Below are 24,249 nucleotides of genomic sequence, written 5' to 3'. Positions count from 1 at the left end.
GCCAAAGCACTCCCCCAGGGCTTTTCAAGACAGCCTCCAACGTTGCCAAAGCCTTTTTCGTTGACCTTGGGACAAACAGTGCAGTGCGCGCGCAGTTCCACGCAGTTCCATAATCGCAGGCATGGCTTTGATCACACTTTTGAACATGCAACTGGCCTTTGGCGATGTGGCGCTGCTGGACGGGGCGGATTTCTCCGTCGAAGAAAAAGAGCGCATTGCCTTCATCGGCCGCAATGGCGCGGGCAAGTCCTCGCTGCTGAAAATCATGGCTGGGCTGGCCCAGGCCGATGAGGGCACGATCCACCGGCAGACTGGCCTGCGCACCGCCTATGTGCCGCAGGAGCCGCAGTTCGACGCGCAGCACAGCATCTTCGAGGCCGTCTCGGCCGGGCTGCAGCCGGTGATTGCGCTGCGTGAGCAATATCTGCGGCATGAGCCGGGCGTAGACCTGGATGCGCTGCAATCGCAGATCGAGGCGCAGGGCGGCTGGACCTGGGAGCAGCGCGTGGCCGAAACGCTGCAGCGCCTGCACCTGCAGCCCGAGGCGCTGGTGGGCAGCCTCTCGGGCGGCAACAAAAAACGCGTGGCCCTGGCCCAGGCGCTGGTGCAGCAACCGGATTTGCTGCTGCTGGACGAGCCCACCAACCACCTGGATCTGGACTCCATCGCCTGGCTGGAGGACTTGCTGCTGGACTTCAAGGGCAGCATCGTCGTCATCACCCACGACCGCGCGTTTCTGGATCGCATCGCCACGCGCGTGGTCGAGCTTGACCGTGGCCAGCTGCGCTCCTATCCCGGCAATTACAGCCAATACCGCAGCCTGAAGGACCAACAATTGGCACAGGAGGCCGTGGAGCATGCCAAGGCCGACAAGCTGCTGGCGCAGGAGGAAATCTGGATCCGCAAGGGTGTGGAGGCGCGGCGCACGCGCAGCGTCAGCCGCATTGCGCGGCTGCAGGCCCTGCGCCAGCAGCGCGCCGAGCGCCGCAACGCACTGGGCACGGTGCGCATGGAGATCGCCCGCGGCGAGGCCAGCGGCAAGATCGTTGCCGAGCTCAGCGGCGTCAGCAAGCAATTTGGCGCGCAGCCCTTGATCCGCGACTTTTCCACCACCGTGCTGCGCGGCGACAAGATTGGCCTGCTGGGCCCCAATGGCGCGGGCAAATCGACGCTGCTGAAGATCATCCTCGGCCAGCTGCAACCCGACAGCGGCAAAGTACGCTTGGGCACGAACCTGCGCATTGCCTATTTCGACCAAATGCGCGAAGCCATCGACCCTGAGGCCACGCTGGAGGACTTCATCAGCCCAGGCAGCGAGTGGATCGAGATCGGCCAGCAGCGCAAGCACGTCAAAAGCTATCTGGGCGATTTCCTGTTCTCGCCGCAGCGCGCGCACTCGCCGGTCAAATCCCTCTCGGGCGGCGAGCGCAACCGGCTGCTGCTGGCGCGACTGTTTGCCACGCCAGCGAATGTGTTGGTGCTTGACGAGCCCACCAACGACCTGGACATGGAAACGCTGGAGCTGCTGGAAGAGCTGCTGCAGACCTACGACGGCACGGTACTGCTGGTCAGCCACGACCGCAGCTTTGTGGACAACGTGGTCACGCACACCATTGCTGCCGAAGGACAGGGCCTGTGGCGCGAGTATGAGGGCAGCGTGCAGGACTGGCTGCTGCAATCGCAGCGCAGCCGCGCCCTGGCCGCGCAGCGCCAGGCCGGCCAGCAAGCGCCCGCTGCTGAACCGGCCACGCCGCCAGCTTCGGCCCCGGCGCCAACACCCAGCGCCGCGCCTGCAGGCAAGCGCAAACTCAGCTACAAGGAGCAGCGCGAGCTTGAGGCCTTACCTGGGCGCATCGATGCGCTGGAGGCCGAGCAGGTCCAAATCCAGGCCGAACTGGCCGATGGCAGCCTGTACGCCAGCGACCACCAGCGCGCAGCGGCATTGTCCGAACGCAGTGTGGCCATCGAGGAGGAGCTGATGCAGGCGTTGGAACGCTGGGAGGCCTTGTCAGGCTGATGGCCTTGTTCTGAAGGCCTACCCAGCCCCTCATCCGCAGGCACGTACTGCAACCGTTTGCACCACTTGCGCTGGCCGCATCCATCAGGATGCGGCCATTTTTTTACCCTCGTATCTGTGGCCACAAAAGCGCTGTATGCCCATTTCATGGCGCATCAGTCCACAGGCCAGCCGGGGCAAAAATCATTCCATTGCAAGGCATGCCGGTTCCAATTTCCGGATTTGCCGCGCGATCTCTCGCTACCATCACTGCAAAACTTTTTTTAAAAAAGTAGTCGTAGTAGTAGATTGCTGCCTGGCTTGTGGATAACTGCCTTGGTGCGTGAAAAAACAAACACTTGCGGGGCAAAAAAGCCTGTGCGCGACTGCCGTGCAGCTTGGGCTGCAATTGGGGATAAAAACGGCACTTACCAGCGCCGGAGCAGTTGTGCGCATTCCATCCCATGCCAACCCAAAGGCTTGTGCACAACTTGTTCAGTGCGCGCTTTGTTTCACGTGGAACAGCCCTTGATGACTGGCGCAGGGCTTGGTGGCAGGTTCTAAAAATGACAGGCCGGTAAAATCGCGCCTTTTCAATCGGCCCCGCCGAATGGACATTGCCATGTCTGATTCAAGCAATCACTACACCTATCCACAGGAATTTGATGTCATCGTCGTTGGCGGCGGCCATGCTGGCACCGAGGCGGCGTTGGCCGCTGCGCGCATGGGTTGCAAAACCTTGCTGCTGACGCACAACATCGAAACCCTGGGGCAAATGAGCTGCAACCCATCAATCGGCGGCATCGGCAAGGGGCATCTGGTCAAGGAGGTCGATGCCCTGGGCGGCGCCATGGCGCTGGCCGCTGATTTGGGCGGCATCCAGTTTCGTACGCTCAACAGCAGCAAGGGTCCAGCGGTGCGCGCCACGCGCGCCCAGGCCGATCGTGTGTTGTACAAGGCGGCCATCCGCCACATGCTGGAGAACCAGGCCAATCTGTGGCTGTTCCAGCAGGCGGTGGACGATTTGCTCATCGAAGGCGACCGCGTGGCCGGTGCAATCACTCAGCTGGGCTTGCGTTTTCGCGCCCGAGCCGTGGTACTGACGGCAGGGACTTTTCTCGATGGCCGCATCCATGTGGGCCTGAGCAACTACCAGGCTGGCAGGGCAGGGGATCCGCCAGCGGTGACCTTGTCGGCGCGCCTGAAAGAATTGCAGCTGCCCCAGGGGCGACTCAAGACCGGTACGCCGCCACGGCTGGATGGGCGCAGCATTGATTTTTCCCGATGCACCGAGCAGCCTGGCGACGGCGTTCCCGGCGGCGACCGGCCCGATCATATGCCGGTGTTCAGCTTCATGGGCAGCCGTGCCATGCACCCGCGGCAGATTTCCTGCTGGATCACGCACACCAATGCGCGCACGCACGACATCATCCGCAGCGGTTTTGATCGCAGCCCGATGTTCACCGGCCGGATCGAGGGTGTGGGGCCACGTTACTGCCCCAGTGTTGAGGATAAGATCAACCGCTTTGCCGACAAGGACAGCCACCAGATCTTCCTGGAGCCCGAAGGCTTGGAAACGCACGAAATCTACCCCAATGGCATCTCCACCAGTCTGCCGTTCGACGTGCAGTATGCGTTGGTGCGCTCCATGCCGGGGCTGGAAAATGCCCATATTCTGCGACCTGGCTACGCCATCGAGTACGACTATTTCGATCCGCGCGCCCTCAAGAGCAGCTTCGAGACGCGGCAAATTCAGGGCCTGTTCTTTGCCGGCCAGATCAACGGCACCACCGGCTACGAAGAGGCCGCCGCCCAGGGCCTGTTTGCTGGCCTGAACGCTGCCTTGCAATGCCGTGGCGAGGCCCCTTGGCTGCCGCGGCGCGATGAAGCCTATCTGGGCGTGCTGGTCGACGATTTGATTACCAAGGGCGTGACCGAGCCTTACCGCATGTTCACCAGCCGGGCCGAATACCGTCTGCAACTGCGCGAGGACAATGCCGACATGCGCCTGACCGAAGCAGGGCGCCGTTTGGGCTTGGTGGACGATGCGCGTTGGGATGCCTTTTGCCGTAAACGCGACGCCATCGAGGCCGAATCAGCACGCCTGAAGGCCACCTGGGTCACGCCGCGAAATCTGCCGCAGACCGAGGCCGAGCGCGTGCTGGGCAAGGCCATCGAGCGCGAGTACAACCTGTTCGATTTATTGCGCCGCCCAGGCATTGGCTATGAAGCGTTGATGGGCCTGAAGCCCGAGCCTCAGGCCAGCAGCCTGGCGATTGGCAATGAGGCTGTTTCACGTGAAACACTGGGCGAACTCTATGCTCCAGTGGTTGAGCAGATCGAGATTGCCGCCAAATACAGCGGCTACATCGACCGTCAAAAGGACGAGGTCGAGCGAGCCTTGCATTTCGAAAATCTGCTATTGCCCGACGATCTGGATTACGCCGAGGTCACAGCCTTGTCGTTCGAGGTGCGGCAAAAACTGGCGCAGCATCGCCCCCGTACGCTGGGCCAGGCTTCGCGCATTTCGGGCGTTACGCCGGCGGCCGTGTCGTTGTTGCTGATCCACCTGAAAAAAATGGGTAAAAAATGGGCGCCAGGGATTGCGGATGAGGTGGCGTCATGAGTGTTGAGCCGCTGCAGCGCTGCCTGCAGGCTGGCGCCGATGCGCTGGGGGTGCCGCTTGATGCGCAGCAGCAGCGCCAACTGCTGCAATACCTGCAGCTGCTGCAGAAGTGGAACCAGGTCTATAACCTCACGGCAGTGCGCAACCCGCAGGAGATGCTGCATCTGCACCTGCTCGATTGCCTGGCGGCGGTGCCGGGTTTCCTGCGGGCGCTGCGCGAACAGCAGGTTTGGATTCAAACCCAAACCCAAACCCAGGCCGATGCTGCATCCGTGCCGGTACTGGATGTTGGGGCGGGCGGCGGCTTGCCGGGTGTGGTGCTGGCTATTTGTTGCCCGCAGGCACAGGTGCAATGCGTCGATGCCGTGGCCAAGAAAATGGCCTTTGTGCAGCAGGTGGCCGGGGCGCTGGGGCTGCCCAACCTCAAGGCTAGGCACGCTCGAGTGGAGGCGCTGCCCGGGCGGTATTTAATCATTGCCTCCAGGGCCTTTGCCAGCCTGTCGGATTTTGTTGCGCTGACGCGCGAGCGCCTGGCGCCCGCTGGCGTATGGATGGCCATGAAAGGCAAGTATCCGCAAGAGGAAATTGAAGCCTTGCCGCCGGGTGTGCAGGTGTTTCACGTGGAACAGTTGCAGGTGCCAGGCGTGGCAGCCGAACGCTGCATCGTCTGGATGCGCCAGAGCGACGAGGTGGTTTGAGCAGCTTATTGGGGTGAAGTGCAATGCCGCTATGATCGCGGCTTTTGATGTCTGGGCTGGGCGCTGGTAGTGGCTATTGCCAGGGCCGCATGCCATCGACATGCATTGAAAAGACAGAGCAGACCATGGCGCAAATCTACTGTGTGGCAAACCAAAAGGGCGGGGTGGGCAAGACGACCACCAGCGTGAACCTGGCAGCGGCGCTGGCCCTGATCGGGCAGCGCGTGCTGCTGGTCGATCTGGATCCGCAGGGCAATGCCACCATGGGTTGCGGTGTGGACAAACGCGCGTTGCAGCATTCGGTGTACGACGTGCTGCTGGGCCAGTGCCTGGCAGTGCAGGCCTTGGTCAGCTCGCCGGCGGCCGATTTCCAGGTGTTGGGAGCCAACCGAGAGCTCGCTGGCGCCGAGATCGAGATGGTTGACCTGGCGCGGCGCGAACACCGCCTGCGCGATGCACTGGCCGACTTACAGGATCAGTTCGACTTCATCCTGATGGACTGCCCGCCTTCGCTGGGCCTGCTCACCCTCAACGGTTTGTGTGCGGCGCATGGCGTGATCGTGCCCATGCTGTGCGAGTACTACGCGCTCGAAGGCCTGACGGACTTGGTCAACACCATCAAGCAGGTGCATGCCAACTTCAATCGTGAGCTGAAAATCATCGGCATTTTGCGCGTCATGTTCGATGCTCGCGTCACGCTGCAACAGCAGGTTAGCGAGGAGCTCAAACAGCATTTTGGCGGCAAGGTGTTCGACACCATCATTCCGCGCAACGTGCGCCTGGCTGAGGCGCCCAGCCATGGCTTGCCCGGCGTGGTCTATGACCCCAGCGCCAAGGGCAGCAAAGCCTTTGTGCAGTTCGCGCAGGAGCTCAGTCAGCGCCGCTCTGGCCAACAGCGCACCCCAAGCGCTGTGCCCCAGACCCAGCCTGCTCAGGAGCAGGGCGATGCGCCCAGCCAAGCTGCGGACGAGGAGCAAAAGCCTGCACCAGCGCCTGCCAGTTCGCCAGGCGGTGGTGTGCCACTGGGGCTGCGCAAGCCCTCGGCCTCATCATGAGTGTTGCAGCGCCGGCCGTGCAGCTGCTGCTACTGCCTGCACACAAAGCTGCAGGCATGGATGCTGCTGCGCCTACTGGCGTGCTATCGCTTTGGCAGACGGCCTATGGCGACCCCTGTGTGCCGCAGCACGATTGGCAGCGCCCGCGCAGTGGTGACTGGCAGATTCAATTGGAACAGGCAGTGCTGCACAGCCAGCTGCCCGTCGTACTGCTGGCCGAAGGCCTGGGCTGCCAACTGGTGGCGCGCTGGGCACAGCACAGCCGCCATGCCCGGCGCGTGTTGGCGGCGCTGCTGTTGGCGCCGCTGGATGTCGAGACTGCGCAATACCAGCACCAGCTGCCCAGCTGGCAACCCATGGCGCGCATGCCCTTGCCCTTTGCCAGCCAGTTGCTGTTGCCCTGGCCCATGGCGGGCGAGCCGCTGCAGCGCATGCAGCAGATGGCCGCGCATTGGGGCAGCAGCCTGCGCTGGATCGATGAAGGGCAAGGGCCGCAGCCGCAAGAGGCCCTGCTCCGCTCCCTGAGGCTGGTCTTGCAGGAGGTGCTGGCCAGCGTGACGGCGGCCTTGCCGGGGCAGGGGACGCATTGGCCCACAGATTGAAGTCGGCCGCGCTGGGGCGCTGCCACTGCCTTCAACAAGCGCCCGGGGCCTGTCCCCAACGCCTGGCCGCAAATGGATTTCAGCGATTTTTCGAGGAGTGCAAACAATGACAAACAAGAAAGCAACCAAGGGGCTGGGCCGTGGCCTGGGCGCCTTGCTGGGCCCGCAGGTCAGCGATCTTGGGGGCGATGAATCGGCCTTTGCCCAGGCCCATGGCGCGCCGCGCGAGTTGGACATCGACGCACTGGTGCCTGGCCAATACCAACCGCGCACGCACATGGACGAGGGCGCTCTCTACGAACTGGCCGAAAGCATCAAGAAGCAGGGGGTGATGCAGCCGCTGCTGGTGCGCAAGCTGCAACAGGGCGAGCATGCCGGGCGCTATGAAATCATTGCTGGCGAGCGCCGCTACCGCGCCAGCCAGCTGGCCGGGCTGACATCGGTGCCGGTGCTGGTGCGCGAGGTCGATGACCGCAGCGCCGCCGCCATGGCGCTGATCGAGAACATGCAGCGCGAGGACTTGAACCCGCTGGAAGAAGCGCGCGGCCTGCAGCGCCTGGTGCAGGAATTTGGCTTGACGCACGAGCAGGCCGCCCAGGCCGTAGGCCGCTCGCGCAGCGCCGCCAGCAACCTGCTGCGCCTGCTGAACCTGGCCGAGGCAGTGCAAACCCTGCTGATGGCCGGCGACATCGAAATGGGCCATGCGCGCGCGCTGCTGGCGCTGGGCAAGGCCGAACAAATCACCGCTGGGCACGAGATCGTGGCGCGCAAACTCAGCGTGCGCGAGACCGAGGCCCTGGTCAAGCGCCTGGCCCAGGGCAAGGGCGCTGAAGCGGCCAGGAAAGCCAGCAACCGCAAGAGCGGCGACGTGCGCCGGGTGGAGGAAATCCTCTCCGACCTGCTGATGGCGCAGGTGGACATCCAGATCAAGAAGCGCACCAAAAAGAAGGACGGCCAGATCCAGGAGTCGGGTGAAATCCGCATCCCGTTTGCCTCCATCGAGGTGCTCAACGGCGTGCTCGAACGCATTCAGGGCCGTCAGGAGGAATTCTGAATGCCGCACGCCGCGCCCCCCGCTGGCGGCGTCGATCCTCTGGCCGATCTGGCCGCTGCCGATGCCGCCAGCCACGCCGCCGCCCAGCCCAGCGAATGGATGCAGCGCAGCCTGGCGCTGGCGCGGCAGGCCATTGGCCTGTCCAACCCCAACCCGGCGGTGGGCTGCGTCATCGTCAGCGCCGATGGCCGCACGCTGCTCGGCCAGGGCCATACCCAAGCCGTGGGCGGGCCGCACGCCGAGGTCATGGCGCTGCGCGATGCGGCCGCGCGCGGTCACAGCGTGCGCGGCGCGCAGGTCTACGTCACGCTCGAGCCCTGCGCCCACCATGGCCGCACGCCGCCGTGCTGCGATGCGCTGGTGGCCGCTGGCGTGGCGCGGGTCGTGGCCTCGCTGGCCGACCCCAACCCGCAAGTGGCCGGCCAGGGCCTGGCGCGCCTGCGCGCGGCCGGCATCGCCGTAGAGCTGGGCGATGGCCAGGCGCAGGCGCGCGATATCAACATCGGCTTTTTGCAGCGCATGGCCACGGGCCGGCCCTGGGTGCGCGCCAAGGCCGCGGCCTCACTCGATGGCATGACGGCCTTGCCCAATGGCCAGAGCCAGTGGATCACCAGCGCGCAGGCGCGCCGCGACGGCCAGGCCTGGCGCCAGCGCGCCTGCGTGGTGCTGACGGGCATTGGCACCGTGCTGGCCGACGACCCGCTGCTGAACGTGCGCGACTGGCCCAGCGCGCGCCAGCCCCATCTGGCCATTGCCGACAGCGCACTGCGCACGCCGCTGCAGGCCAGGCTGTGGCAGGTGCCAGGCCGGCAGGTGCTGGTGTTTGGCCGCCCGCCGCAGGCTGCTGCGCAACGGCAGGCCTGGCAGGCGCGGCGCGCGGCGCTGCAGGCCCAGGGCGCGCAGGTTGTGGCGCTGGATGGGCAGGGGGCGGTGGAGGTTGGCAGTGGGGAGCAAGGCGGTGGCCCAGGCCTGGATCTGGCCGCGCTCATCACCCATTTGGGCCGCCTGCCGGTCAACGAAATCCACGTCGAAGCCGGCGCGCGCCTCAACGGCGGCCTGCTGCAGGCTGGGCTGGTTGATGAATGGCTGGTCTATCTGGCGCCGCAATTGCTTGGCGCCGGCCGCCCCATTGCGGCGCTGCCACAACCCTGGAGCCGCTTGGAGCAGGCTGCGCGCCTGCACTGGCACGGCATGCACATGCTGGGCGACACGCTGCGACTGCAATTGCGCGCTCAGCCGTTGCAGGCATAGCCACTGCAGGCATAGCCATTGCGCGCCAGGCCTTGTGAATCATCTGCCGTCGGCCCGAGCCGGGCACTGGCCGATTCTGGCGCCGCTGTGCAGCGCGTAGATGTCGCAGTCCTGCGCGAAGGCCAGCGGGCCGCCGTAGTGCCTGGCGATGGCCTGGGCTGTGGCCTGCTGCACGCCCTCGGTGCGGCGCATGAAGTGTGACAGCACCAGGCTGCGGCTGCCGGCCTGGGCGGCAATGCGGCCGATCTCCGAAGGCGGCATGTGCAGCAGCCGGGCAATGCGGTCTTCGCTGTCCTCCGGGATGGCGTTGTGCGCGATGAATACATCCGCACCCTGGGCCAGCGCATCGAGCGTGCGGCCGCGGTTGCTGGTATCGCCGGAGACCACCAGCGCGCAGCCATCCTTTTCAATGCGCCAGGCCAGCGCCGGCACCAGCCCATGCTCGACGGGCATGGCCGTGAGCGCAAATCCCGCCAGTTCGGTGCGAAACGGCACGGGCTGTGCCCGGTCAGCGGCCACGGCCACGGGCTTGAGCGTGAAGGACTCATCGCCGCTGAGGTAATCGGCCAGGTAAGGGTAGACGCCCTGCGGGCCAAACTGGCGCTGCACGAACAGCGGCGTAGTCGGGAATAGCTCGCTGCCCGTGGGCCCGTACAGCGGCAAATCCTGGTTGCGCCGGCTGAAAAAGGCCGCCTTGATCAGCGCCGGCAAATCGCCGACGTGGTCCACGTGCAAATGCGTGAACAGCAGCGCCTGCACATCCTCGATGCGGCCCTGGGCGCGCTCGAAATTCAGCGCCGCGCCTGGCCCCAGATCGATCAGAAAGCGCGCCTGGCCATTCTCGCGCAACAGATAGCTGCTGGAGGCGCGCCGATCGCCCAGCTCCGGCCCGCCCGAACCCAGCACCACCACGTCCAGCCCGGTATTGCGGCAACCCTCAGGCGCGGCAGGGGTTGCTGCCTGGGCCAGCGGCGGCGGGGCGTCGTCGTCGGCATGGATGGTGGCATCGGGCGCGGCCGCAGCCTGTGGCGCAAGCACGGCCCCGGGCAGGGCCAGAGCCAGCGCGCACAGCCAGCGGGCGGCGGGCAAAGGCAGTGATGGCAGTGACAAAGACATTGATGATCGATCGGCTGTGGTCAAGCAAAGCCTTGCATTGTGCGCGAAGCGCCAGGCAAGGCCATTGGTGCAAAGGATGATTGGTGGTGCAGACCATCTTTCAGGGGCAGCGCCCAAGCCTGCAAACGGGGTTGCGTTTCGTGCCAAGCATGGCAGGGCAAAACTCCCATGCCCATGTGCAGCAGGCACAATGCGCGCTGCCTGCGCGCAGCGCAGCCGTGCTCTTGCACGGCCGTTTTGTCCAACACACCCTTGAAGGAGACACCCCCCATGAGCAACCTGCCCGGCCTGAACTTCCAGCTTGGCGAAGACATCGACGTGCTGCGCGACGCCGTGCGCAGCTTCGCAGAGGCCGAGATCGCCCCGCGCGCGGCCGAGATCGACAAGAGCGACCAGTTCCCCATGGATCTGTGGCCCAAGATGGGCGAGCTGGGCGTGCTGGGCATCACCGTGCCAGAAAGCTATGGCGGCGCCGACATGGGCTACCTGGCGCACATGATCGCCATGGAGGAAATCAGCCGCGCCAGCGCCAGTGTGGGCCTGTCTTACGGCGCGCACTCCAACCTGTGCGTGAACCAGATCAAGCGCAACGGCAACGAGGAGCAGAAGAAGAAATACCTGCCCAAGCTGATCAGCGGCGAGCACGTGGGCGCGCTGGCCATGAGCGAGCCCGGCGCAGGCAGCGACGTGGTGAGCATGAAGCTCAAGGCTGAGGACAAGGGCGGCTACTACCTGCTCAACGGCAGCAAGATGTGGATCACCAACGGGCCTGATGCCGACACCATGGTCGTTTACGCCAAGACCGAGCCTGAGCTGGGCGCGCGCGGCATCACCGCCTTCATCGTCGAAAAAGGCATGAAGGGCTTTGGCACCGCGCAAAAGCTGGACAAACTGGGCATGCGCGGCAGCCACACCGGCGAGATGGTGTTCGACAACGTCGAAGTGCCCGCCGAGAACGTCATGGGCGGCCTCAACAATGGCGTGAAAGTGCTGATGAGCGGCCTGGACTACGAGCGCGCCGTGCTCGCCGCTGGCCCCATCGGCATCATGCAGGCCGTGATGGACAACGTCGTGCCCTACATCCACGACCGCAAGCAGTTCGGTCAAAGCATTGGCGAATTCCAGCTCGTGCAGGGCAAGGTGGCCGACATGTACACCGTGCTGCAAGCGGGCCGGGCCTTTCTCTACACCATCGGCAAGAACCTGGACGTGCTGGGCACTGAGCACGTGCGCCAGGTGCGCAAGGACTGCGCTTCCGTCATCCTCTGGTGCGCCGAGCAGGCCACCAAAATGGCCGGCGACGGCATCCAGCTCTTTGGCGGCAACGGCTACATCAACGAATACCCGCTGGGCCGCCTGTGGCGCGACGCCAAGCTGTACGAAATCGGCGCGGGCACCAGCGAAATCCGCCGCATGCTCATCGGCCGCGAGCTGTTTGCCGAGACGATGTGATGACGTCGAATGCTTGCCGCCCTCAGGCGTTGGCCTTGCCTGTTCTGCCGCTTGGACTGGACGGCTGGTGTCTGCGCGGGTGGCAAGCCTCCGATGCAGCCAACCTGCATCTGCACATCAACCAACCCGATGTCACCCGCTGGCTGGGCGACTGGATGCCCGACGAATACACCATGGAAATGGCCCAGGATTGGGTCAGTGGCGGTGCGCTGGCCATGCCGGGCCGTAGTTGGGCCGTCGCCCACGGTGCGCAGGCCGTGGGGTCGGCGGGCATCCACCCCCATGGCGATGCGTGCAACGCCATGATCGGTTACTGGCTGGGCCGCTCTTTCTGGGGCCAGGGTGTGGGCACGCGCATCGTGCGTTGTCTGACGATAGAGGCATTTCAAGACCCTTGCGTTATGCGTGTGGTGGCTCCCATTCGCCCGGAAAACATCGCCTCACAGCGGGTGTGCGAAAAAAACGGCTTTGTGCGCGAGGGGCTGCTGCGCATGAGTGCGCTCAAGAAAGGACGTGCCGTCGATACCGTGTTATGGGCCGCCTACCGGGACACCTGGGCGGGAGGGCTCAAGCCGCCCCCCAACCAAATTTGAAAGCCAGGGCATGACTTCTTCCCTCCAACACCTCATCGACGCCAACCACGCCTGGGTGCCGGCCCCCGCCCCATGCCGGGGCGCAAAAACCGGGCCGGGGCTGCCATCGTTTTAGCGTGAGCGCCCGGTACGGCCAGTGGCGCGCCGCACGGCGGGGGTGTTGGTTTGCCCGACGCGCTCGGCAGCGTAGCCCCAATCGGCCGCGTACTTGCGCTTCATGCGCGCGTAGTCGCGCAGGTATTGCGAACCCAGGCGGGTTTTTTGCGCGTCGGTCAGGATCTTGCCGCTGACCTGGAAAAAACCGCGCTCCTCTTCTTTAAGGTGGTGCCGCACCTCGTGCGCCAGCGCCTTGGCCTTTTCGCCCCAGGCCTGGCCTTCGGGCGCCAGCGCGCCCAGCTCGGCCACCCGTTCGTCCAGTTCGTGATGCTCGGCCAGGGCGTGGCGCGCGCTGTCCAGGCCCATGTCGTCCATCATCATGGGCGAATACAGAAAACGCTCTTCGGCGGCCGCGTGGGCGGCCAATTCCAGCTTGAGCATCAGAAAAGCATCGCGCCGGCCCTGCGGGTTGGTGGCGCGGGTGCGCGTCAGGCGGGTACACCATTCGCGCTGGATGTTGTGGCTTTCGCGCAGGGCTTCGTAAATCGTGGGGGCGGACATAAAGGGTGCTTTCATCGAGGGAAGAGGGCGCATGGCCTGGCCTGATGCGGCGGCGCATGCGCGAGCATGGTAGCGCGGCGCATGTTTTCGCGTTGGCATTGGCCCTGCACTTAGAGCCTGTTCAAAATCTTTGCACGGCGGTCACGAGAGCGGATTTGGGCGCTCTGCTTCGTTGCAAAGCCTCGCCATAGCCCCAGCTATGGCTGCGTTTTGCGCCTTGCAGCCCACCCCAAACCGCTTCTTGCCCACTCGCGCCGAGATTTTGAACAGGCTCTTAGCCACCTCTGCAGGCCAGACAGCCATCGCAGGCGTGGCGGCGCGCCCAGTTCATGCTAACTTGCGAGGCTTTGAAACCTGCCCACGCCAGGGCCCGGAACAGGCCCTGATCGCATACCCCCATGACCAAACCCAACAGCCTCCAACACCTCATCGACGCCAACCACGCCTGGGCCGAGCAGGTGGCGCGCGACAGGCCCGGCTTCTTCGAGAACCTGGCGCACCAGCAAACGCCCAAATATTTGTGGATCGGCTGCTCCGACAGCCGCGTGCCGGCCAACCAGGTCGTGGCGCTGGCGCCGGGCGAAGTTTTTGTGCACCGCAACGTGGCCAACGTCGTCGTGCACTCCGACCTGAACGCGCTCTCGGTCATCCAGTACGCGGTCGATTACCTCAAGGTCGAGCACATCATGGTCGTGGGCCACTACGGCTGCGGCGGCGTGCTGGCCGCGCTGCACGGCACGCGCGTGGGCCTGGCCGACAACTGGCTGCGCCACGTGCACGACGTGAAAATGCGCCACCGCGGCCGCCTCATGCACCTGTGCCGCCACGAGCAGGAAGACGCGCTGTGCGAGATGAACGTCATCGAACAGGTCGGCCACATCGCCACCAGCACCGTGCTGCAGGACGCCTGGGCGCGCGGCCAGCAAGTGGCCGTGCACGGCTGGTGCTACGGCCTCAAGGACGGCAAGGTCAAGGACCTGGGCGTGACCATGACCGGCCGCGAACAGGTGCTGGAGGTCTACCGCGCCGCCATCAAGCGCTACCCGCGCCGCTCCGACCCGCTGCCCAGCGAGCTGGTGATTGACGATTTGCAGGACGGCGACTGACCTGCGCCTGCATGAACGCCTTGGCAAGGCTCCAGGCGCGGCACAATGCGCCTTGCATGGCCTGTTCGCCCTTGGCGCCGGCCGTGGCGTTTTTTTGCTTTTCCTAAGGCCAGCCGCCTGCGCCGCCCGTTTGGGGCTTGCGCAGGCTGGAGTGGCCCATTCAGGCCAGCTATGAGCAAACAGCAATCCAACCCGCGCAGCGGGCGCAAGCAGGCGGCCTTGGCCGCGCAGGAGGTGGTGGCGCAGCCGCAGGCGGCCGCCGTGCAGGGGGGCGGGGCGCTGCCCCAGTCGCTGGAGTCTTCGCTGGCGCGCGACATTGCCAAGGCGATGATGGATGGCTTCAACCGCCATTACCGCCTGTTTCGGCAGGAGACGGCGCGCGCCAAGCACCGTTTCGAGACGGCCGATTGGCATGGCCAGCAGCGCGGCCAGCGCGAGCGCATCGAGTTCTACGACGTGCGCGTGCGCGAGTGCGTGCAGCGGCTGGAAAAAGAGTTTCGCGCCGGCTCGCAGCCCATGGAGGTCTGGTACGAGGCCAAGCTGCTCTACATCGGCCTGCTGGTGGGGCATTTCCAGCCGGAGCTGGCCGAGACCTTCTTCAACTCGGTGACGACCAAGATCCTGCACCGCACGTATTTCCAGAACAGTTTCCTGTTCGTGCGCCCGGCCATCAGCACGGAGTACATCCAGATCGACGAGCCCTCGGAATCGACCACCTTCCGCTGCTATTACCCGCGGCGCGATGCGCTGGAGGAGGTGGTGGCGCAGATGCTGGAGGACTGCCGCCTGCAGCGCGCCTTCACCGACCGCGCGCGCGACGTGCGGCGCGTGGCGCAGGCGCTGTCGGCGCTGCTGGGCGATGCCAAGATCCGCACCAATTTCCAGATTCAGGTGCTCTCCAGCCTGTTCTACCGCAACAAGGGCGCTTACCTGGTGGGCAAGCTCATCAACGGCTTTGACGAGATGCCCATTTGCCTGCCCATCCTGCACGATGAGCACGGCGGCCTGTACGTGGACGCGCTGCTGCATACCGAGCGCGACATGCACACGCTGTTTTCGTTCTCGCGCGCCTATTTCATGGTGGACATGGAAATCCCCTCGGCCTACGTGCAGTTTCTGCGCAGCATCATGCCGCGCAAGCCGCGCAACGAGATCTACAACTCGCTGGGCCTGGCCAAGCAGGGCAAGAACCTGTTCTACCGCGACTTTCTCAGCCACCTGCGCAGCTCCACCGACAAGTTCCGCATCGCGCCGGGCATTAAGGGCATGGTGATGCTGGTGTTCGACCTGCCGAGCTTTCCCTACGTGTTCAAGCTCATCAAGGATTACTACCCGCCGCAGAAAGAAACCACGCGCGAGCAGATCAAGGGCAAGTACCGCCTGGTCAAGCAGCACGACCGCGTGGGCCGCATGGCCGACACCATGGAATACAGCGAGGTGGCCTTCCCGCGCGCACGCTTCGAGGACGAGCTGATCGAGGAAATCCAGAAGTTCGCCCCCAGCCAGCTGGAGATCTCCGACCGCGACGGCGACGGCAACATCGAGGTCATCCTCAAGCACCTGTACATCGAGCGGCGCATGATCCCGCTGAACATCTACCTGCAGGAGACCTTCGACGCCGGCGAGGGCGACGCGCGCGCGCAGCGCCAGATGGCGCACGCCGTCATCGAATACGGCAACGCCATCAAGGACCTGGTGGCGGCCAACATCTTCCCCGGCGACATGCTGTGGAAGAACTTCGGCGTCACGCGCCACGGCAAGGTGGTGTTCTACGACTACGACGAGATCGAATACCTGACCGACTGCAACTTCCGCAAAGTGCCCGCGCCGCGCAACGAGGAGGAAGAAATGAGCGGCGAGATCTGGTACAGCGTGGCCAAGAACGACGTCTTCCCCGAGACCTTCGGCCCCTTTCTGCTGGGCAACCCGCGCGTGCGCGACATCTTCATGCAGCACCACGGCGATTTGCTGGAGCCGCAGTTCTGGCAGCAGCACAAGGAGCGCATCCAGCAAGGCCATGTGTACGATGTGTTCCCCTACGACGGCAGCAGCCGCTTTGCGGACGAAGGCGGCGCAGCGCCTGCCGATGCCGCCGCACTGGCTCCGCCCGGTGGCACGGCCCAGAGCGGCAATGTGCCCGCCTGAGCGTCAGCGCGCGCCGCGCCGTCTGGCGTTGGCAGATGCGCTTTGAGTCTTATGAATAGCCCTCTTGCTTGCCGCGCCTGCCCGCTAGCCGCCTTGCAACCATGACATTGCCCACTGCGCAACCCCAGACCATCTGGCGCATCAACGCCTACCTCATCCTCATCACCTGTGCGCTGGCTTCGGTGCTGCTGCTCGTGGGCCTGGCCCTGCTGGCTTGGGAATGGCGGCGTGCGCGCCCGGTGCCGGTGGTTAACCTGGTGGCCACGGACGTGAGCGGCCATGTACAGCGCGAGCGCCTGTCCTACCGCCTGCGCCATACTCAGGGCCAGGTGGTGGTGCTGGACGTGGTGGCCGACCAGCAGATCGAGCAGGCGCTGGGCTCCAAAACAGCCTCGGGCGTCATGCGCAACCAGTTGTTCGTGAACGTGGCCGATGGCAGCAGCGCGCGCCTGTTGCCCGATGATCGCGGCTTGGTCGTGCAAGTCTGGGCCGTACGTGGTGACGGCGCGGTGAGCAGAACCTATGGGCCTGAAACCGATGAGCGGCCGCCGCCTGCCGTGCGCGCACGCCTTTATGAAGTGGTGAGTCAAGATAGCAACGGCGATGGCCGCCTAAGCCCCAGCGACCAGCGCCGCCTGCTGCTGGCGCGCGCCGACGGCAGCGCGCCCGTTACCCTGGTCGAAGGCATGGCCCGCATGGACGGCGCCGCGCTGGACGCTGCGGACGAACTGCGCCTGACCGCCGTCCTTACCGGCGGCGGCATGCAGCTATACCGTTTTGATCTTTCACGTTGGGCGGCCTTGCCGCCCGTTTCCCTTCCCTCATTGCCAAAGGAGCACTGAACCCATGTCCGAATCCATCGTCATCGTCTCCGCCGCCCGCACCCCCATGGGCAGCTTTCAGGGCGACTTCGCCGCGCTGGCCGCGCACGATCTGGGCGGCGCCGCCATCCAGGCCGCCGTTCAGCGCGCCGGTGTCAAACCCGAGCAGGTCGATGAAGTCATCTTCGGCAACGTGCTGATGGCAGGCCAGGGCCAGGCCCCGGCGCGCCAGGCCACGCTCAAGGGCGGGCTGCCGCTGTCCACCGGCGCTGTGACCGTGCACAAGGTCTGCGGCTCGGCCATGAAAACCATCATGATGGCCGCCGACATGCTCAAGGCCGGCTCGGCCGAGGTCATCGTCGCCGGCGGCATGGAGAGCATGACCAACGCCCCCTACCTGCTGAAAAAAGGCCGCGGCGGCTACCGCCTGGGCCACGACAAGGTCTATGACCACATGATGCTCGACGGCCTGGAAGACGCCTATGAAGAAGGCCGCAGCATGGGCACCTTCGGCGAGGACTGCGCCGAGAAATACAACTTCACGCGCCAGGCGCAGGACGAGTTCGCCATGGCCAGCGTCAAGCGCGCCCAGGCCGCCATCGCCAACGGCGCGTTCAAGGAAGAGATCACCCCCGTCACCGTCAAGGAGCGCAAGGGCGAGCGCGTGGTTGACACCGACGAAGGCCCCGGCCGCATCAACCCCGAGAAGATCCCCACCCTCAAGCCCGCTTTCAAGAAGGACGGCACCATCACCGCCGCGGCCAGCTCCAGCATCAACGACGGCGCTGCCGCCGTGGTGCTGATGACCGAAAGCAAGGCCAAGGCCCTGGGCCTGACGCCCCTGGCGCGCATCGTCAGCTACGCCACGCACGCGCAAGAGCCCGGCTGGTTCACCACCGCCCCCGTGCCCGCCAGCCAGAAAGCGCTGGACAAGGCCGGCTGGAAGGTCGAGGACGTGGACCTGTGGGAAATCAACGAAGCCTTCGCCGTCGTGCCCATGGCGCTGATGCACGAGCTGAACGTGCCGCACGACAAAGTCAACGTCAACGGCGGCGCCTGCGCCCTGGGCCACCCCATCGGCGCCAGCGGCGCGCGCATTCTGGTCACGCTGCTGTACGCCCTGAAAAGCCGCGGCCTGAAGAAAGGCCTGGCCACGCTGTGCATCGGCGGCGGCGAGGGCACGGCAATGACGGTGGAGCTGCTGTAAGAGCCTGTTCAAAATCTTTGCACGGCGGTCAAGAGAGCGGATTTGGGCGCTCTGCTGCGTTGCAAAGCCTCGCCATAGCCCCAGCTATGGCTGCGTTTTGCGCCTTGCAGCCCACCCCAAACCGCTTCTTGCCCACTCGCGCCGAGATTTTGAACAGGCTCTAAGAGCCGGCTCAAAACCCTGGCGCGGCGGGCGCTCAAGCGGATTGGGGCGGTCTGCGCCTGGCATCCCATCCCCAACCGCTTGTTGCCCACGCACGCCGGGGTCTTGACCAGGCTCCAAGCAGCACGCGGCCTGCATGCCTGATCGGGGCGTGCTCCAGGCCGCACCACAGCCACGGCGCAGCCCGGAAAAAGTGCTGGGCCGCTCCTGAAAAAATAGCGCCATCGCCCGCCAATAGGGCGGTGGCGCTGTTTTTCATTCATCCCACCCAAGCAAGAAAGGCCCGCCCCGCCATGATCGAATCACTGCAAGCCCTGCGCCAGCTCTACCCGCAAGCCTCGGCGCGCTCGCGCGCCAAGCAGCTGGACCATCTGGACGCCACCATGCGCCGCTTCATCGCCCACGCGCCGCTGTGCATCCTCGCCAGCGCGGGCGCGAGCGGGCAGGGCCTGCTGGACGCCTCGCCGCGCGGCGGCCTGCCCGGCTTCGTGCAAGCGCCCGATGCGCGCACCCTGCTCATCCCCGACGCCACGGGCAACAACCGCCTGGACACACTGGAAAACCTGCTGGCCGACCCGCGCCTGGGCCTGCTGTTCCTGCTGCCCGGTGTGGACGAGGTGCTGCGCGTCAACGGCACGGCGCGTCTGCGTGACGAAGCCGCCTTCACCCAGCGCTTTGCGGCAGGCGGCATCCGGCCGCCGCGCCTGGTCATCGAAATGGCCGTGCAAGAGGCCTACCTGCACTGCCCCAAGGCCTTGATGCGCGCCCGCCTGTGGCGGCCCGAGGCGCAGTCGGCGCCAGGCGCCTTCCCCAGCATGAACGCCATGCTGCGCGCCCAGCTCGGCGCGCAGATCGTGCCTGAAACGGAGGAAGAAGCCCGCCAGCGCTACCGCGCCCAGCTGCGCGAGGAAGGCCTGGACCTGCACGTGGATTAGGGGGTGTTGGGATTCGGCTGGCGAAGCGGTTTTGCGAGGCAAAAGCTGCAGATGCCAAGCCAACATGCGCGCAAGGCCGCGCACCGCGCACGCATTCTCAACGCAGCAGATGCGGCGCTTGGGCCGAAAACACCGCTGCAACACTCAACCTCAACAACCCCTGGAGCGCGTTCCAAGTCTCGGCGCGGTGGGCAACGACCGTGCAGCGCAGGCATTACCAGGCATTGCAGGCATTGGCCATTGGGCCTGCGCAAGTGTTTTGCCGGCCTGCGCCCGGCCTTGGGGCTCAATGCCCGTCGAACTGCACCAGCGTCAGCAGCGGCGTGCCGCGCTCGCGTACCTTGGCCGAGCCGCCCAGCTCGGGCAGATCGACGATGACGGCGCATTCCATGACCTGAGCGCCCAGGCGTTCGAGCAGCTTGATGCCGGCCATCATCGTGCCGCCAGTGGCGATCAGGTCGTCGATCAGCAGCACGCGCTGGCCCTGGTGCACGGCGTCGGTGTGCAGCTCGACGGTGGCGCTGCCGTATTCGAGCTCGTAGGTCTCCTCCACCGTGGTGAAGGGCAGCTTGCCTTTCTTGCGGATGGGGATGAAGCCCACGTTCAGTGCATAGGCCACGACCGAGCCGATGATGAAGCCGCGAGCGTCCAGCCCTGCGACCACATCCGGGCGCATGCCGGCGGCGCTGTAGCGCTGCACCAGCACGTCGATGAGCACGCGAAACACCTGCGGGTTTTGCAGCAGCGGCGTGATGTCACGAAACTGCACGCCCGGGCTGGGCCAATCGGGCACGGTGCGGATGTGCTGGCGCAAAAAGGCGCGAGGGTCGAGTTCAGGCTGGTGCAAGGCGGCAGGGCTGGGCATGGTGTGGCGTTGGCGTGTGTGGGGCAGGGCGCGCGTGCGGGACACGAGCGGGCGGCCGCACAAGCAGCGATGGCCGGTGCAGCGGGCTGCGTAGTGTAAAGTCCCGGCGGGCCGGGCGGCAGCCCGCGCGGGCCCGCCGCAGGCTATGGATGGGCTGTACGAAACCAGCGACAAAGTGTGCGCTGCAATTCGAACAGGCCTTTGCTAGGCATTGCACTGCGCCCACAAGTGCCGCGCTTTGGTCGCGCCTTGGCTGCAGCGGCGCATTTTTCCCCTCTTTCTTCAACCACTTGCCAGTGGCAAGACATCAGGCAGTACGAACATGAGCATCCAGACAGTAGGCATCATCGGCGCAGGCACCATGGGCAACGGCATCGCACAGGCAGTGGCAGCTGCAGGGCTGCAGGCCATCATGGTGGACATTTCTCAGGCGGCGGTGGACAAGGGCCTGGCCACCATTGGCACCAGCCTGGATCGCCTGGTCAAGAAGGAAAAGATCAGTGAGGCCGACAAGGCCGCCATCCTCGGGCGTGTGCAGGGCGCGACGGACTATGCCGCGCTCAAGCCGGCGCAGATCATCATCGAGGCCGCCACCGAGAACTACGAACTCAAGCTCAAGATCCTCAAACAGGTCGAGGACGTGGCCGCGCCGGGCACCATCCTGGCTTCCAACACCTCGTCGATCTCAATCACCAAGCTGGCCGCGCACACGCGCGAGCCCGAGCGCTTCATTGGCATGCACTTCTTCAACCCGGTGCCGATGATGGCGCTGGTGGAAGTCATCCGCGGCCTGCAGACCAGCGATGCCACGCACGATGCCGTCACCGAGCTGGCGCGCACGCTGGGCAAGACGCCGGTGTCCGTGAAGAACGCGCCGGGCTTTGTCGTCAACCGCATCCTGGTGCCGATGATCAACGAGGCCTTCTTCGTGCTGGCCGAAGGCTCGGCCGAGCCCGAGGCCATCGACGAGGCCATGAAACTCGGCGCCAACCACCCCATTGGCCCGCTGGCGCTGGCCGACCTGATCGGCCTGGATGTGTGCCTGGCCGTGATGGAGGTGTACCTGGAGGAGTTTGGCGACAGCAAGTACCGCCCCGCGCCGCTGCTGCGCGAGCTGGTTGCCGCCGGCTACCTGGGCCGCAAGACCAAGCGCGGCGTGTACCAGTACTGAGCCCGTCCCAAGCCGTGCCGGGCTGCCATGGCCTGTGGGCCCAGGCGCCCGGTTTCGTGCCCAACCGAATGAATGGCCGGTGGCGCTGGCGCGCCGCCATGCCCAGGAGCTGCCGCCATGTCCAGCCCGATCATCACCAGCCTGCTTGATACCGACCTGTACAAGTTCACCATGTGGCAGGCCATGCTGCACCGGCATCCGCAGGTGCAGGCCCAATACCGCTTCGTCTGCCGCAAGCCGCCCAAGATCCCGCTCAGCGGCCTGCTCGATGCGGTCAGCCGCGAGCTCGATCATCTCTGCCAGCTGCGCTTTACCGAGCAGGAGCTGCGCTATCTGGGCGCACTGCGATTCATCAAGTCGGACTTCATCGACTTTCTGCGCATCTTCCAGTTCCAGCGCGCCTTCATCCGCGCCTATGCCGAGGGCGATGAGCTGCACATCGAGGCCACAGGCCCGCAGGTGCACGTCATGGCCTTCGAGATCTTCGTGCTGGCCATCGTCAACGAGCTGTACTTCCGCCAGTTCGACGCCCAGGCCGCGCTGGCCGAGGGCAAGAAGCGCCTGGCCGTCAAGGTCGAGGAACTCAAGACCCTGGGGCGCGAGGCGGCGCTGCGCCACCCCTTCGAGCTGTTCGATTTCGGCGTGCGGCGGCGCTACTCGCGCGACTGGCAGCACCACGTGGTCAAGACCTTTGCCGAGCAAACCCCGCAGTGGTTCAAGGGCACCTCCAACGTGCGCCTGGCCATGGAGCTAGGCATAGTGCCCATTGGCACCATGGCGCATGAATACTTCCAGACTTACCAGGCGCTGGGCGTGGTGCAGCTGCGCAACTTCCAAAAAGCAGCGCTGGAGAGCTGGGTGCAGGAATACCGCGGCGATTTGGGCATTGCACTGACCGACACCGTCGGCATGGACGCCTTCATCCGCGACTTCGACCTGTACTTTGCCAAGCTCTTCGACGGCTTGCGCCACGACTCGGGCGACCCCATCGTCTGGGGCGAAAAGGCGCTGGCGCACTACGCGCAGCTGCGCATCGACGCGCACACCAAGCGCCTGGTGTTCTCCGACGGGCTGAACGTGCCCGAGGCGCTGCGCATCTACCACCACTTCGCTGACCGCACGCAATGCGGCTTTGGCATCGGCACGCAGCTGACCAATGACATGGGGCTGGAGCCGCTGTCCATCGTCATGAAGCTCACCAGCGCCAACGGCCAACCGGTGGCCAAGCTCTCGGACTCGCCGGGCAAACTGCTGTGCGATGACCAGACCTTCCTGGACTATCTGCGCCAGGTCTTCAACGTCCCCCCCGAGAGTGCGGGCGCTGCGCGCGCCTGAGGGCCAGGGCCATGAGCGCCGCGCCGCAGCCCCAGTACGACGCCGCCGTCTTCATCGGCCGCCTGCAGCCGCCGCACAACGGCCATTTGGCCATGCTGCGCCATGCGCTGCGCGTGGCGCCGCAGGCCGTTGTCGTGCTTGGCTCGGCCCACCAGGCGCGCAGCCCCAAGAACCCTTTTACTTGGCAGGAGCGCCAGGCCATGCTGCAAGCGGCGCTGACGCCCGATGAGCGCCAGCGCGTGCACATCCTGCCCATGCGCGACTTCTACGACGAGGCGCGCTGGGTGCAGGCCGTGCGCCAGGGCGTGCAGGCCTTGTTGGCGCCGCTGGCCTTGCCGGCCGCGCCGCGCATTGCGCTGGTGGGCCACTTCAAGGACGACAGCAGCGCTTACCTGGCGCAATTTCCCGACTGGGCGCTGCTGAACCTGCCGCGCCAGAACCAGACCGACGCCACACTGGTGCGCGAAGCCTGTTTCGCCACCGCGCCCGATGCCGACGCCAGCGCCCAGACGCAATTGCAGCAACTGCTGGAGGCACACCTGCCGCCAGGCGTGGCGCAATGGCTGTTGCAGTGGCGCAGTGGCGCGATTTTCCAAAGTCTGCGCCAGGAGTGGCAGATGCTGCGCGCCTACCGGCAATCCTGGGCGGCAGCGCCCTTCCCGCCGACTTTCGTGACTGTTGATGCACTGGTGCAATGCCAGGGCCATGTGCTGCTGGTCGAGCGCGGCCAGCCGCCCGGTCAGGGCCTGTATGCACTGCCCGGCGGCTTTCTGGAGCCGCGCGATACGCTGTGGCAATCCTGTCTGCGCGAACTGCGTGAGGAAACCGCGCTGGCGCTGCCGGAGGCCGCCTGGCGCGCTGCGCTGCGTGGCAGCCGCGTGTTTGACCACCCCGGCCGCAGCCTGCGCGGGCGCACCATCACGCACGTCTTTCACTTTGATCTGGGCCATGGCGCGTTGCCGCCAGTGCACGGCGCCGACGACGCCCGCGCCGCGCTGTGGCTGCCCATCGCCCAGGTGGCCAGCCAGCCCGAGCGCTTCTTCGACGACCACTTCTTCATCCTCGACATGCTGCTGCAGCTCACGTATGAGCTGTGAAGCCCTTTGCCAGAGTCACGGGGATGCATAGCCGCCCAGCCAGCGGAGGGCAGCAGGCTTTTGTGGGTGTGAGCAAAGCCATTGTCAATGGGGCAGTACAAATGGGTGCGTCAGCACCCACCCAAGGGCCGAGCGCAGCAATGGCCCGAATAGAGCCCCCTTCTGCCTGCGCCTGTGACGGTGCCTGGCCAGGGCGGGCAGGCCCACACACAGTGGGCCTGCTTCCAAAAATCAAATTTCGCTGCGGCTGTTTGAGCGTAGCGGCAAAGCCGCGCAGCGAGTTTCCGCAGCACCCGCCCTGGCCA

At 65.4% G+C, this 24,249-nt stretch carries 21 protein-coding genes; 17 read left to right on the top strand and 4 right to left on the bottom strand.

Annotated features, from left to right (window positions below):
• Positions 1–121 precede the first annotated feature (121 nt).
• Complete coding sequence (locus CLI93_RS13780) at positions 122–2,017, top strand: ATP-binding cassette domain-containing protein (protein ID WP_095996015.1); 1,896 nt, start codon at positions 122–124, stop codon at positions 2,015–2,017.
• Positions 2,018–2,162: 145 nt separating this feature from the next.
• Here CLI93_RS13780 and CLI93_RS15010 read toward each other — a convergent pair whose 3' ends face one another.
• Entirely contained in the window at positions 2,163–2,462 is a 300-nt protein-coding gene (locus CLI93_RS15010) for a hypothetical protein (protein WP_143326454.1), read from the bottom strand.
• 156 nt (positions 2,463–2,618) lie between these two features.
• Here CLI93_RS15010 and mnmG point away from each other — a divergent pair, with 156 nt between their 5' ends.
• The 6 genes from mnmG to ribD all read left to right on the top strand — a co-directional run bounded on the left by mnmG (position 2,619) and on the right by ribD (position 9,282).
• On the top strand, positions 2,619–4,622 hold the full coding sequence (gene mnmG, locus CLI93_RS13775) for a tRNA uridine-5-carboxymethylaminomethyl(34) synthesis enzyme MnmG (RefSeq protein WP_095543398.1): 2,004 nt from the start codon (positions 2,619–2,621) through the stop codon (positions 4,620–4,622).
• Positions 4,619–5,320 carry a 16S rRNA (guanine(527)-N(7))-methyltransferase RsmG gene (gene rsmG / locus CLI93_RS13770; RefSeq protein WP_095543394.1) on the top strand — a complete coding sequence of 234 codons (702 nt, stop codon included), beginning with the start codon at positions 4,619–4,621 and terminating at the stop codon, positions 5,318–5,320. Before mnmG ends, rsmG begins: the two co-directional genes overlap by 4 nt.
• Positions 5,321–5,445: 125 nt before the next feature.
• Positions 5,446–6,375, top strand: coding sequence for a ParA family protein (locus tag CLI93_RS13765; protein WP_095543399.1), 930 nt, complete (start codon positions 5,446–5,448; stop codon positions 6,373–6,375).
• On the top strand, positions 6,372–6,977 hold the full coding sequence (locus CLI93_RS13760) for an alpha/beta hydrolase (protein WP_095543395.1): 606 nt from the start codon (positions 6,372–6,374) through the stop codon (positions 6,975–6,977). The genes CLI93_RS13765 and CLI93_RS13760 overlap by 4 nt, the downstream gene beginning before the upstream one ends.
• 106 nt (positions 6,978–7,083) lie before the next feature.
• Complete coding sequence (locus CLI93_RS13755) at positions 7,084–8,031, top strand: ParB/RepB/Spo0J family partition protein (protein ID WP_095543396.1); 948 nt, start codon at positions 7,084–7,086, stop codon at positions 8,029–8,031.
• A gap of 99 nt (positions 8,032–8,130) precedes the next feature.
• The gene (gene ribD, locus CLI93_RS13750; protein ID WP_095996018.1) at positions 8,131–9,282 is read left to right on the top strand and encodes a bifunctional diaminohydroxyphosphoribosylaminopyrimidine deaminase/5-amino-6-(5-phosphoribosylamino)uracil reductase RibD; all 1,152 of its coding nucleotides are present in this window, start codon (positions 8,131–8,133) and stop codon (positions 9,280–9,282) included.
• A gap of 39 nt (positions 9,283–9,321) precedes the next feature.
• Here the strand turns inward: ribD and CLI93_RS13745 are convergent, their stop codons facing one another.
• Positions 9,322–10,398, bottom strand: a complete 1,077-nt coding sequence (locus tag CLI93_RS13745; protein WP_095543287.1) for an MBL fold metallo-hydrolase — start codon at positions 10,396–10,398, stop codon at positions 9,322–9,324.
• Between the two features lie 270 nt (positions 10,399–10,668).
• Between CLI93_RS13745 and CLI93_RS13735 the strand changes: the two genes are divergently transcribed.
• A complete protein-coding gene (locus tag CLI93_RS13735; RefSeq protein ID WP_095543285.1) occupies positions 10,669–11,850 on the top strand; it encodes an isovaleryl-CoA dehydrogenase in 1,182 nt (393 codons plus the stop codon).
• A gap of 35 nt (positions 11,851–11,885) precedes the next feature.
• Positions 11,886–12,443, top strand: coding sequence for a GNAT family N-acetyltransferase (locus CLI93_RS13730; RefSeq protein ID WP_172424342.1), 558 nt, complete (start codon positions 11,886–11,888; stop codon positions 12,441–12,443).
• Positions 12,444–12,554: 111 nt separating this feature from the next.
• Here CLI93_RS13730 and CLI93_RS13725 read toward each other — a convergent pair whose 3' ends face one another.
• Positions 12,555–13,100 carry a hemerythrin domain-containing protein gene (locus CLI93_RS13725; protein ID WP_095543283.1) on the bottom strand — a complete coding sequence of 182 codons (546 nt, stop codon included), beginning with the start codon at positions 13,098–13,100 and terminating at the stop codon, positions 12,555–12,557.
• A gap of 398 nt (positions 13,101–13,498) precedes the next feature.
• Between CLI93_RS13725 and can the strand changes: the two genes are divergently transcribed.
• The 5 genes from can to CLI93_RS13700 all read left to right on the top strand — a co-directional run bounded on the left by can (position 13,499) and on the right by CLI93_RS13700 (position 19,476).
• On the top strand, positions 13,499–14,206 hold the full coding sequence (gene can / locus CLI93_RS13720) for a carbonate dehydratase (protein ID WP_095543282.1): 708 nt from the start codon (positions 13,499–13,501) through the stop codon (positions 14,204–14,206).
• A gap of 327 nt (positions 14,207–14,533) precedes the next feature.
• A complete protein-coding gene (gene aceK / locus CLI93_RS13715) occupies positions 14,534–16,351 on the top strand; it encodes a bifunctional isocitrate dehydrogenase kinase/phosphatase (RefSeq protein ID WP_238946648.1) in 1,818 nt (605 codons plus the stop codon).
• Between the two features lie 101 nt (positions 16,352–16,452).
• Entirely contained in the window at positions 16,453–17,193 is a 741-nt protein-coding gene (locus tag CLI93_RS13710; RefSeq protein ID WP_095550698.1) for a hypothetical protein, read from the top strand.
• A gap of 4 nt (positions 17,194–17,197) precedes the next feature.
• Positions 17,198–18,379, top strand: a complete 1,182-nt coding sequence (locus CLI93_RS13705; protein ID WP_095996012.1) for an acetyl-CoA C-acyltransferase — start codon at positions 17,198–17,200, stop codon at positions 18,377–18,379.
• 455 nt (positions 18,380–18,834) lie between these two features.
• On the top strand, positions 18,835–19,476 hold the full coding sequence (locus tag CLI93_RS13700; RefSeq protein ID WP_095543278.1) for an MSMEG_1061 family FMN-dependent PPOX-type flavoprotein: 642 nt from the start codon (positions 18,835–18,837) through the stop codon (positions 19,474–19,476).
• 286 nt (positions 19,477–19,762) lie between these two features.
• On the opposite strand, the gene CLI93_RS13695 is transcribed toward CLI93_RS13700, so the two are convergent.
• Positions 19,763–20,341, bottom strand: coding sequence for an adenine phosphoribosyltransferase (locus CLI93_RS13695; protein ID WP_095543292.1), 579 nt, complete (start codon positions 20,339–20,341; stop codon positions 19,763–19,765).
• Positions 20,342–20,663: 322 nt separating this feature from the next.
• Here CLI93_RS13695 and CLI93_RS13690 point away from each other — a divergent pair, with 322 nt between their 5' ends.
• The 3 genes from CLI93_RS13690 (at position 20,664) to CLI93_RS13680 (ending at position 23,944) form a co-directional block, all read left to right on the top strand.
• The gene (locus tag CLI93_RS13690; RefSeq protein ID WP_095543277.1) at positions 20,664–21,512 is read left to right on the top strand and encodes a 3-hydroxybutyryl-CoA dehydrogenase; all 849 of its coding nucleotides are present in this window, start codon (positions 20,664–20,666) and stop codon (positions 21,510–21,512) included.
• A 117-nt stretch (positions 21,513–21,629) separates the two neighbouring features.
• Positions 21,630–22,847, top strand: a complete 1,218-nt coding sequence (pncB, locus tag CLI93_RS13685) for a nicotinate phosphoribosyltransferase (RefSeq protein WP_095543276.1) — start codon at positions 21,630–21,632, stop codon at positions 22,845–22,847.
• 11 nt (positions 22,848–22,858) lie between these two features.
• Positions 22,859–23,944, top strand: a complete 1,086-nt coding sequence (locus tag CLI93_RS13680; RefSeq protein ID WP_095543275.1) for a bifunctional nicotinamide-nucleotide adenylyltransferase/Nudix hydroxylase — start codon at positions 22,859–22,861, stop codon at positions 23,942–23,944.
• Positions 23,945–24,249 lie beyond the last annotated feature (305 nt).

Source organism: Vandammella animalimorsus, from assembly GCF_002288875.1.
Taxonomy (GTDB): domain Bacteria; phylum Pseudomonadota; class Gammaproteobacteria; order Burkholderiales; family Burkholderiaceae_C; genus Lampropedia; species Lampropedia animalimorsus.
This window is presented reverse-complemented; position numbering and strand designations above follow the sequence as displayed.

Excerpts from the sequence above, each read along its gene's own strand:
- CLI93_RS13780 (WP_095996015.1), top strand. The coding sequence starts at position 122 with ATGGCTTTGATCACACTTTTGAACATGCAACTGGCCTTTGGCGATGTG.
- CLI93_RS15010 (WP_143326454.1), bottom strand. The coding sequence starts at position 2,462 with ATGGGATGGAATGCGCACAACTGCTCCGGCGCTGGTAAGTGCCGTTTT.
- mnmG (WP_095543398.1), top strand. The coding sequence starts at position 2,619 with ATGTCTGATTCAAGCAATCACTACACCTATCCACAGGAATTTGATGTC.
- rsmG (WP_095543394.1), top strand. The coding sequence starts at position 4,619 with ATGAGTGTTGAGCCGCTGCAGCGCTGCCTGCAGGCTGGCGCCGATGCG.
- CLI93_RS13765 (WP_095543399.1), top strand. The coding sequence starts at position 5,446 with ATGGCGCAAATCTACTGTGTGGCAAACCAAAAGGGCGGGGTGGGCAAG.
- CLI93_RS13760 (WP_095543395.1), top strand. The coding sequence starts at position 6,372 with ATGAGTGTTGCAGCGCCGGCCGTGCAGCTGCTGCTACTGCCTGCACAC.
- CLI93_RS13755 (WP_095543396.1), top strand. The coding sequence starts at position 7,084 with ATGACAAACAAGAAAGCAACCAAGGGGCTGGGCCGTGGCCTGGGCGCC.
- ribD (WP_095996018.1), top strand. The coding sequence starts at position 8,131 with ATGCAGCGCAGCCTGGCGCTGGCGCGGCAGGCCATTGGCCTGTCCAAC.
- CLI93_RS13745 (WP_095543287.1), bottom strand. The coding sequence starts at position 10,398 with ATGTCTTTGTCACTGCCATCACTGCCTTTGCCCGCCGCCCGCTGGCTG.
- CLI93_RS13735 (WP_095543285.1), top strand. The coding sequence starts at position 10,669 with ATGAGCAACCTGCCCGGCCTGAACTTCCAGCTTGGCGAAGACATCGAC.
- CLI93_RS13725 (WP_095543283.1), bottom strand. The coding sequence starts at position 13,100 with ATGTCCGCCCCCACGATTTACGAAGCCCTGCGCGAAAGCCACAACATC.
- can (WP_095543282.1), top strand. The coding sequence starts at position 13,499 with ATGACCAAACCCAACAGCCTCCAACACCTCATCGACGCCAACCACGCC.
- aceK (WP_238946648.1), top strand. The coding sequence starts at position 14,534 with ATGATGGATGGCTTCAACCGCCATTACCGCCTGTTTCGGCAGGAGACG.
- CLI93_RS13710 (WP_095550698.1), top strand. The coding sequence starts at position 16,453 with ATGACATTGCCCACTGCGCAACCCCAGACCATCTGGCGCATCAACGCC.
- CLI93_RS13705 (WP_095996012.1), top strand. The coding sequence starts at position 17,198 with ATGTCCGAATCCATCGTCATCGTCTCCGCCGCCCGCACCCCCATGGGC.
- CLI93_RS13700 (WP_095543278.1), top strand. The coding sequence starts at position 18,835 with ATGATCGAATCACTGCAAGCCCTGCGCCAGCTCTACCCGCAAGCCTCG.
- CLI93_RS13695 (WP_095543292.1), bottom strand. The coding sequence starts at position 20,341 with ATGCCCAGCCCTGCCGCCTTGCACCAGCCTGAACTCGACCCTCGCGCC.
- CLI93_RS13690 (WP_095543277.1), top strand. The coding sequence starts at position 20,664 with ATGAGCATCCAGACAGTAGGCATCATCGGCGCAGGCACCATGGGCAAC.
- pncB (WP_095543276.1), top strand. The coding sequence starts at position 21,630 with ATGTCCAGCCCGATCATCACCAGCCTGCTTGATACCGACCTGTACAAG.
- CLI93_RS13680 (WP_095543275.1), top strand. The coding sequence starts at position 22,859 with ATGAGCGCCGCGCCGCAGCCCCAGTACGACGCCGCCGTCTTCATCGGC.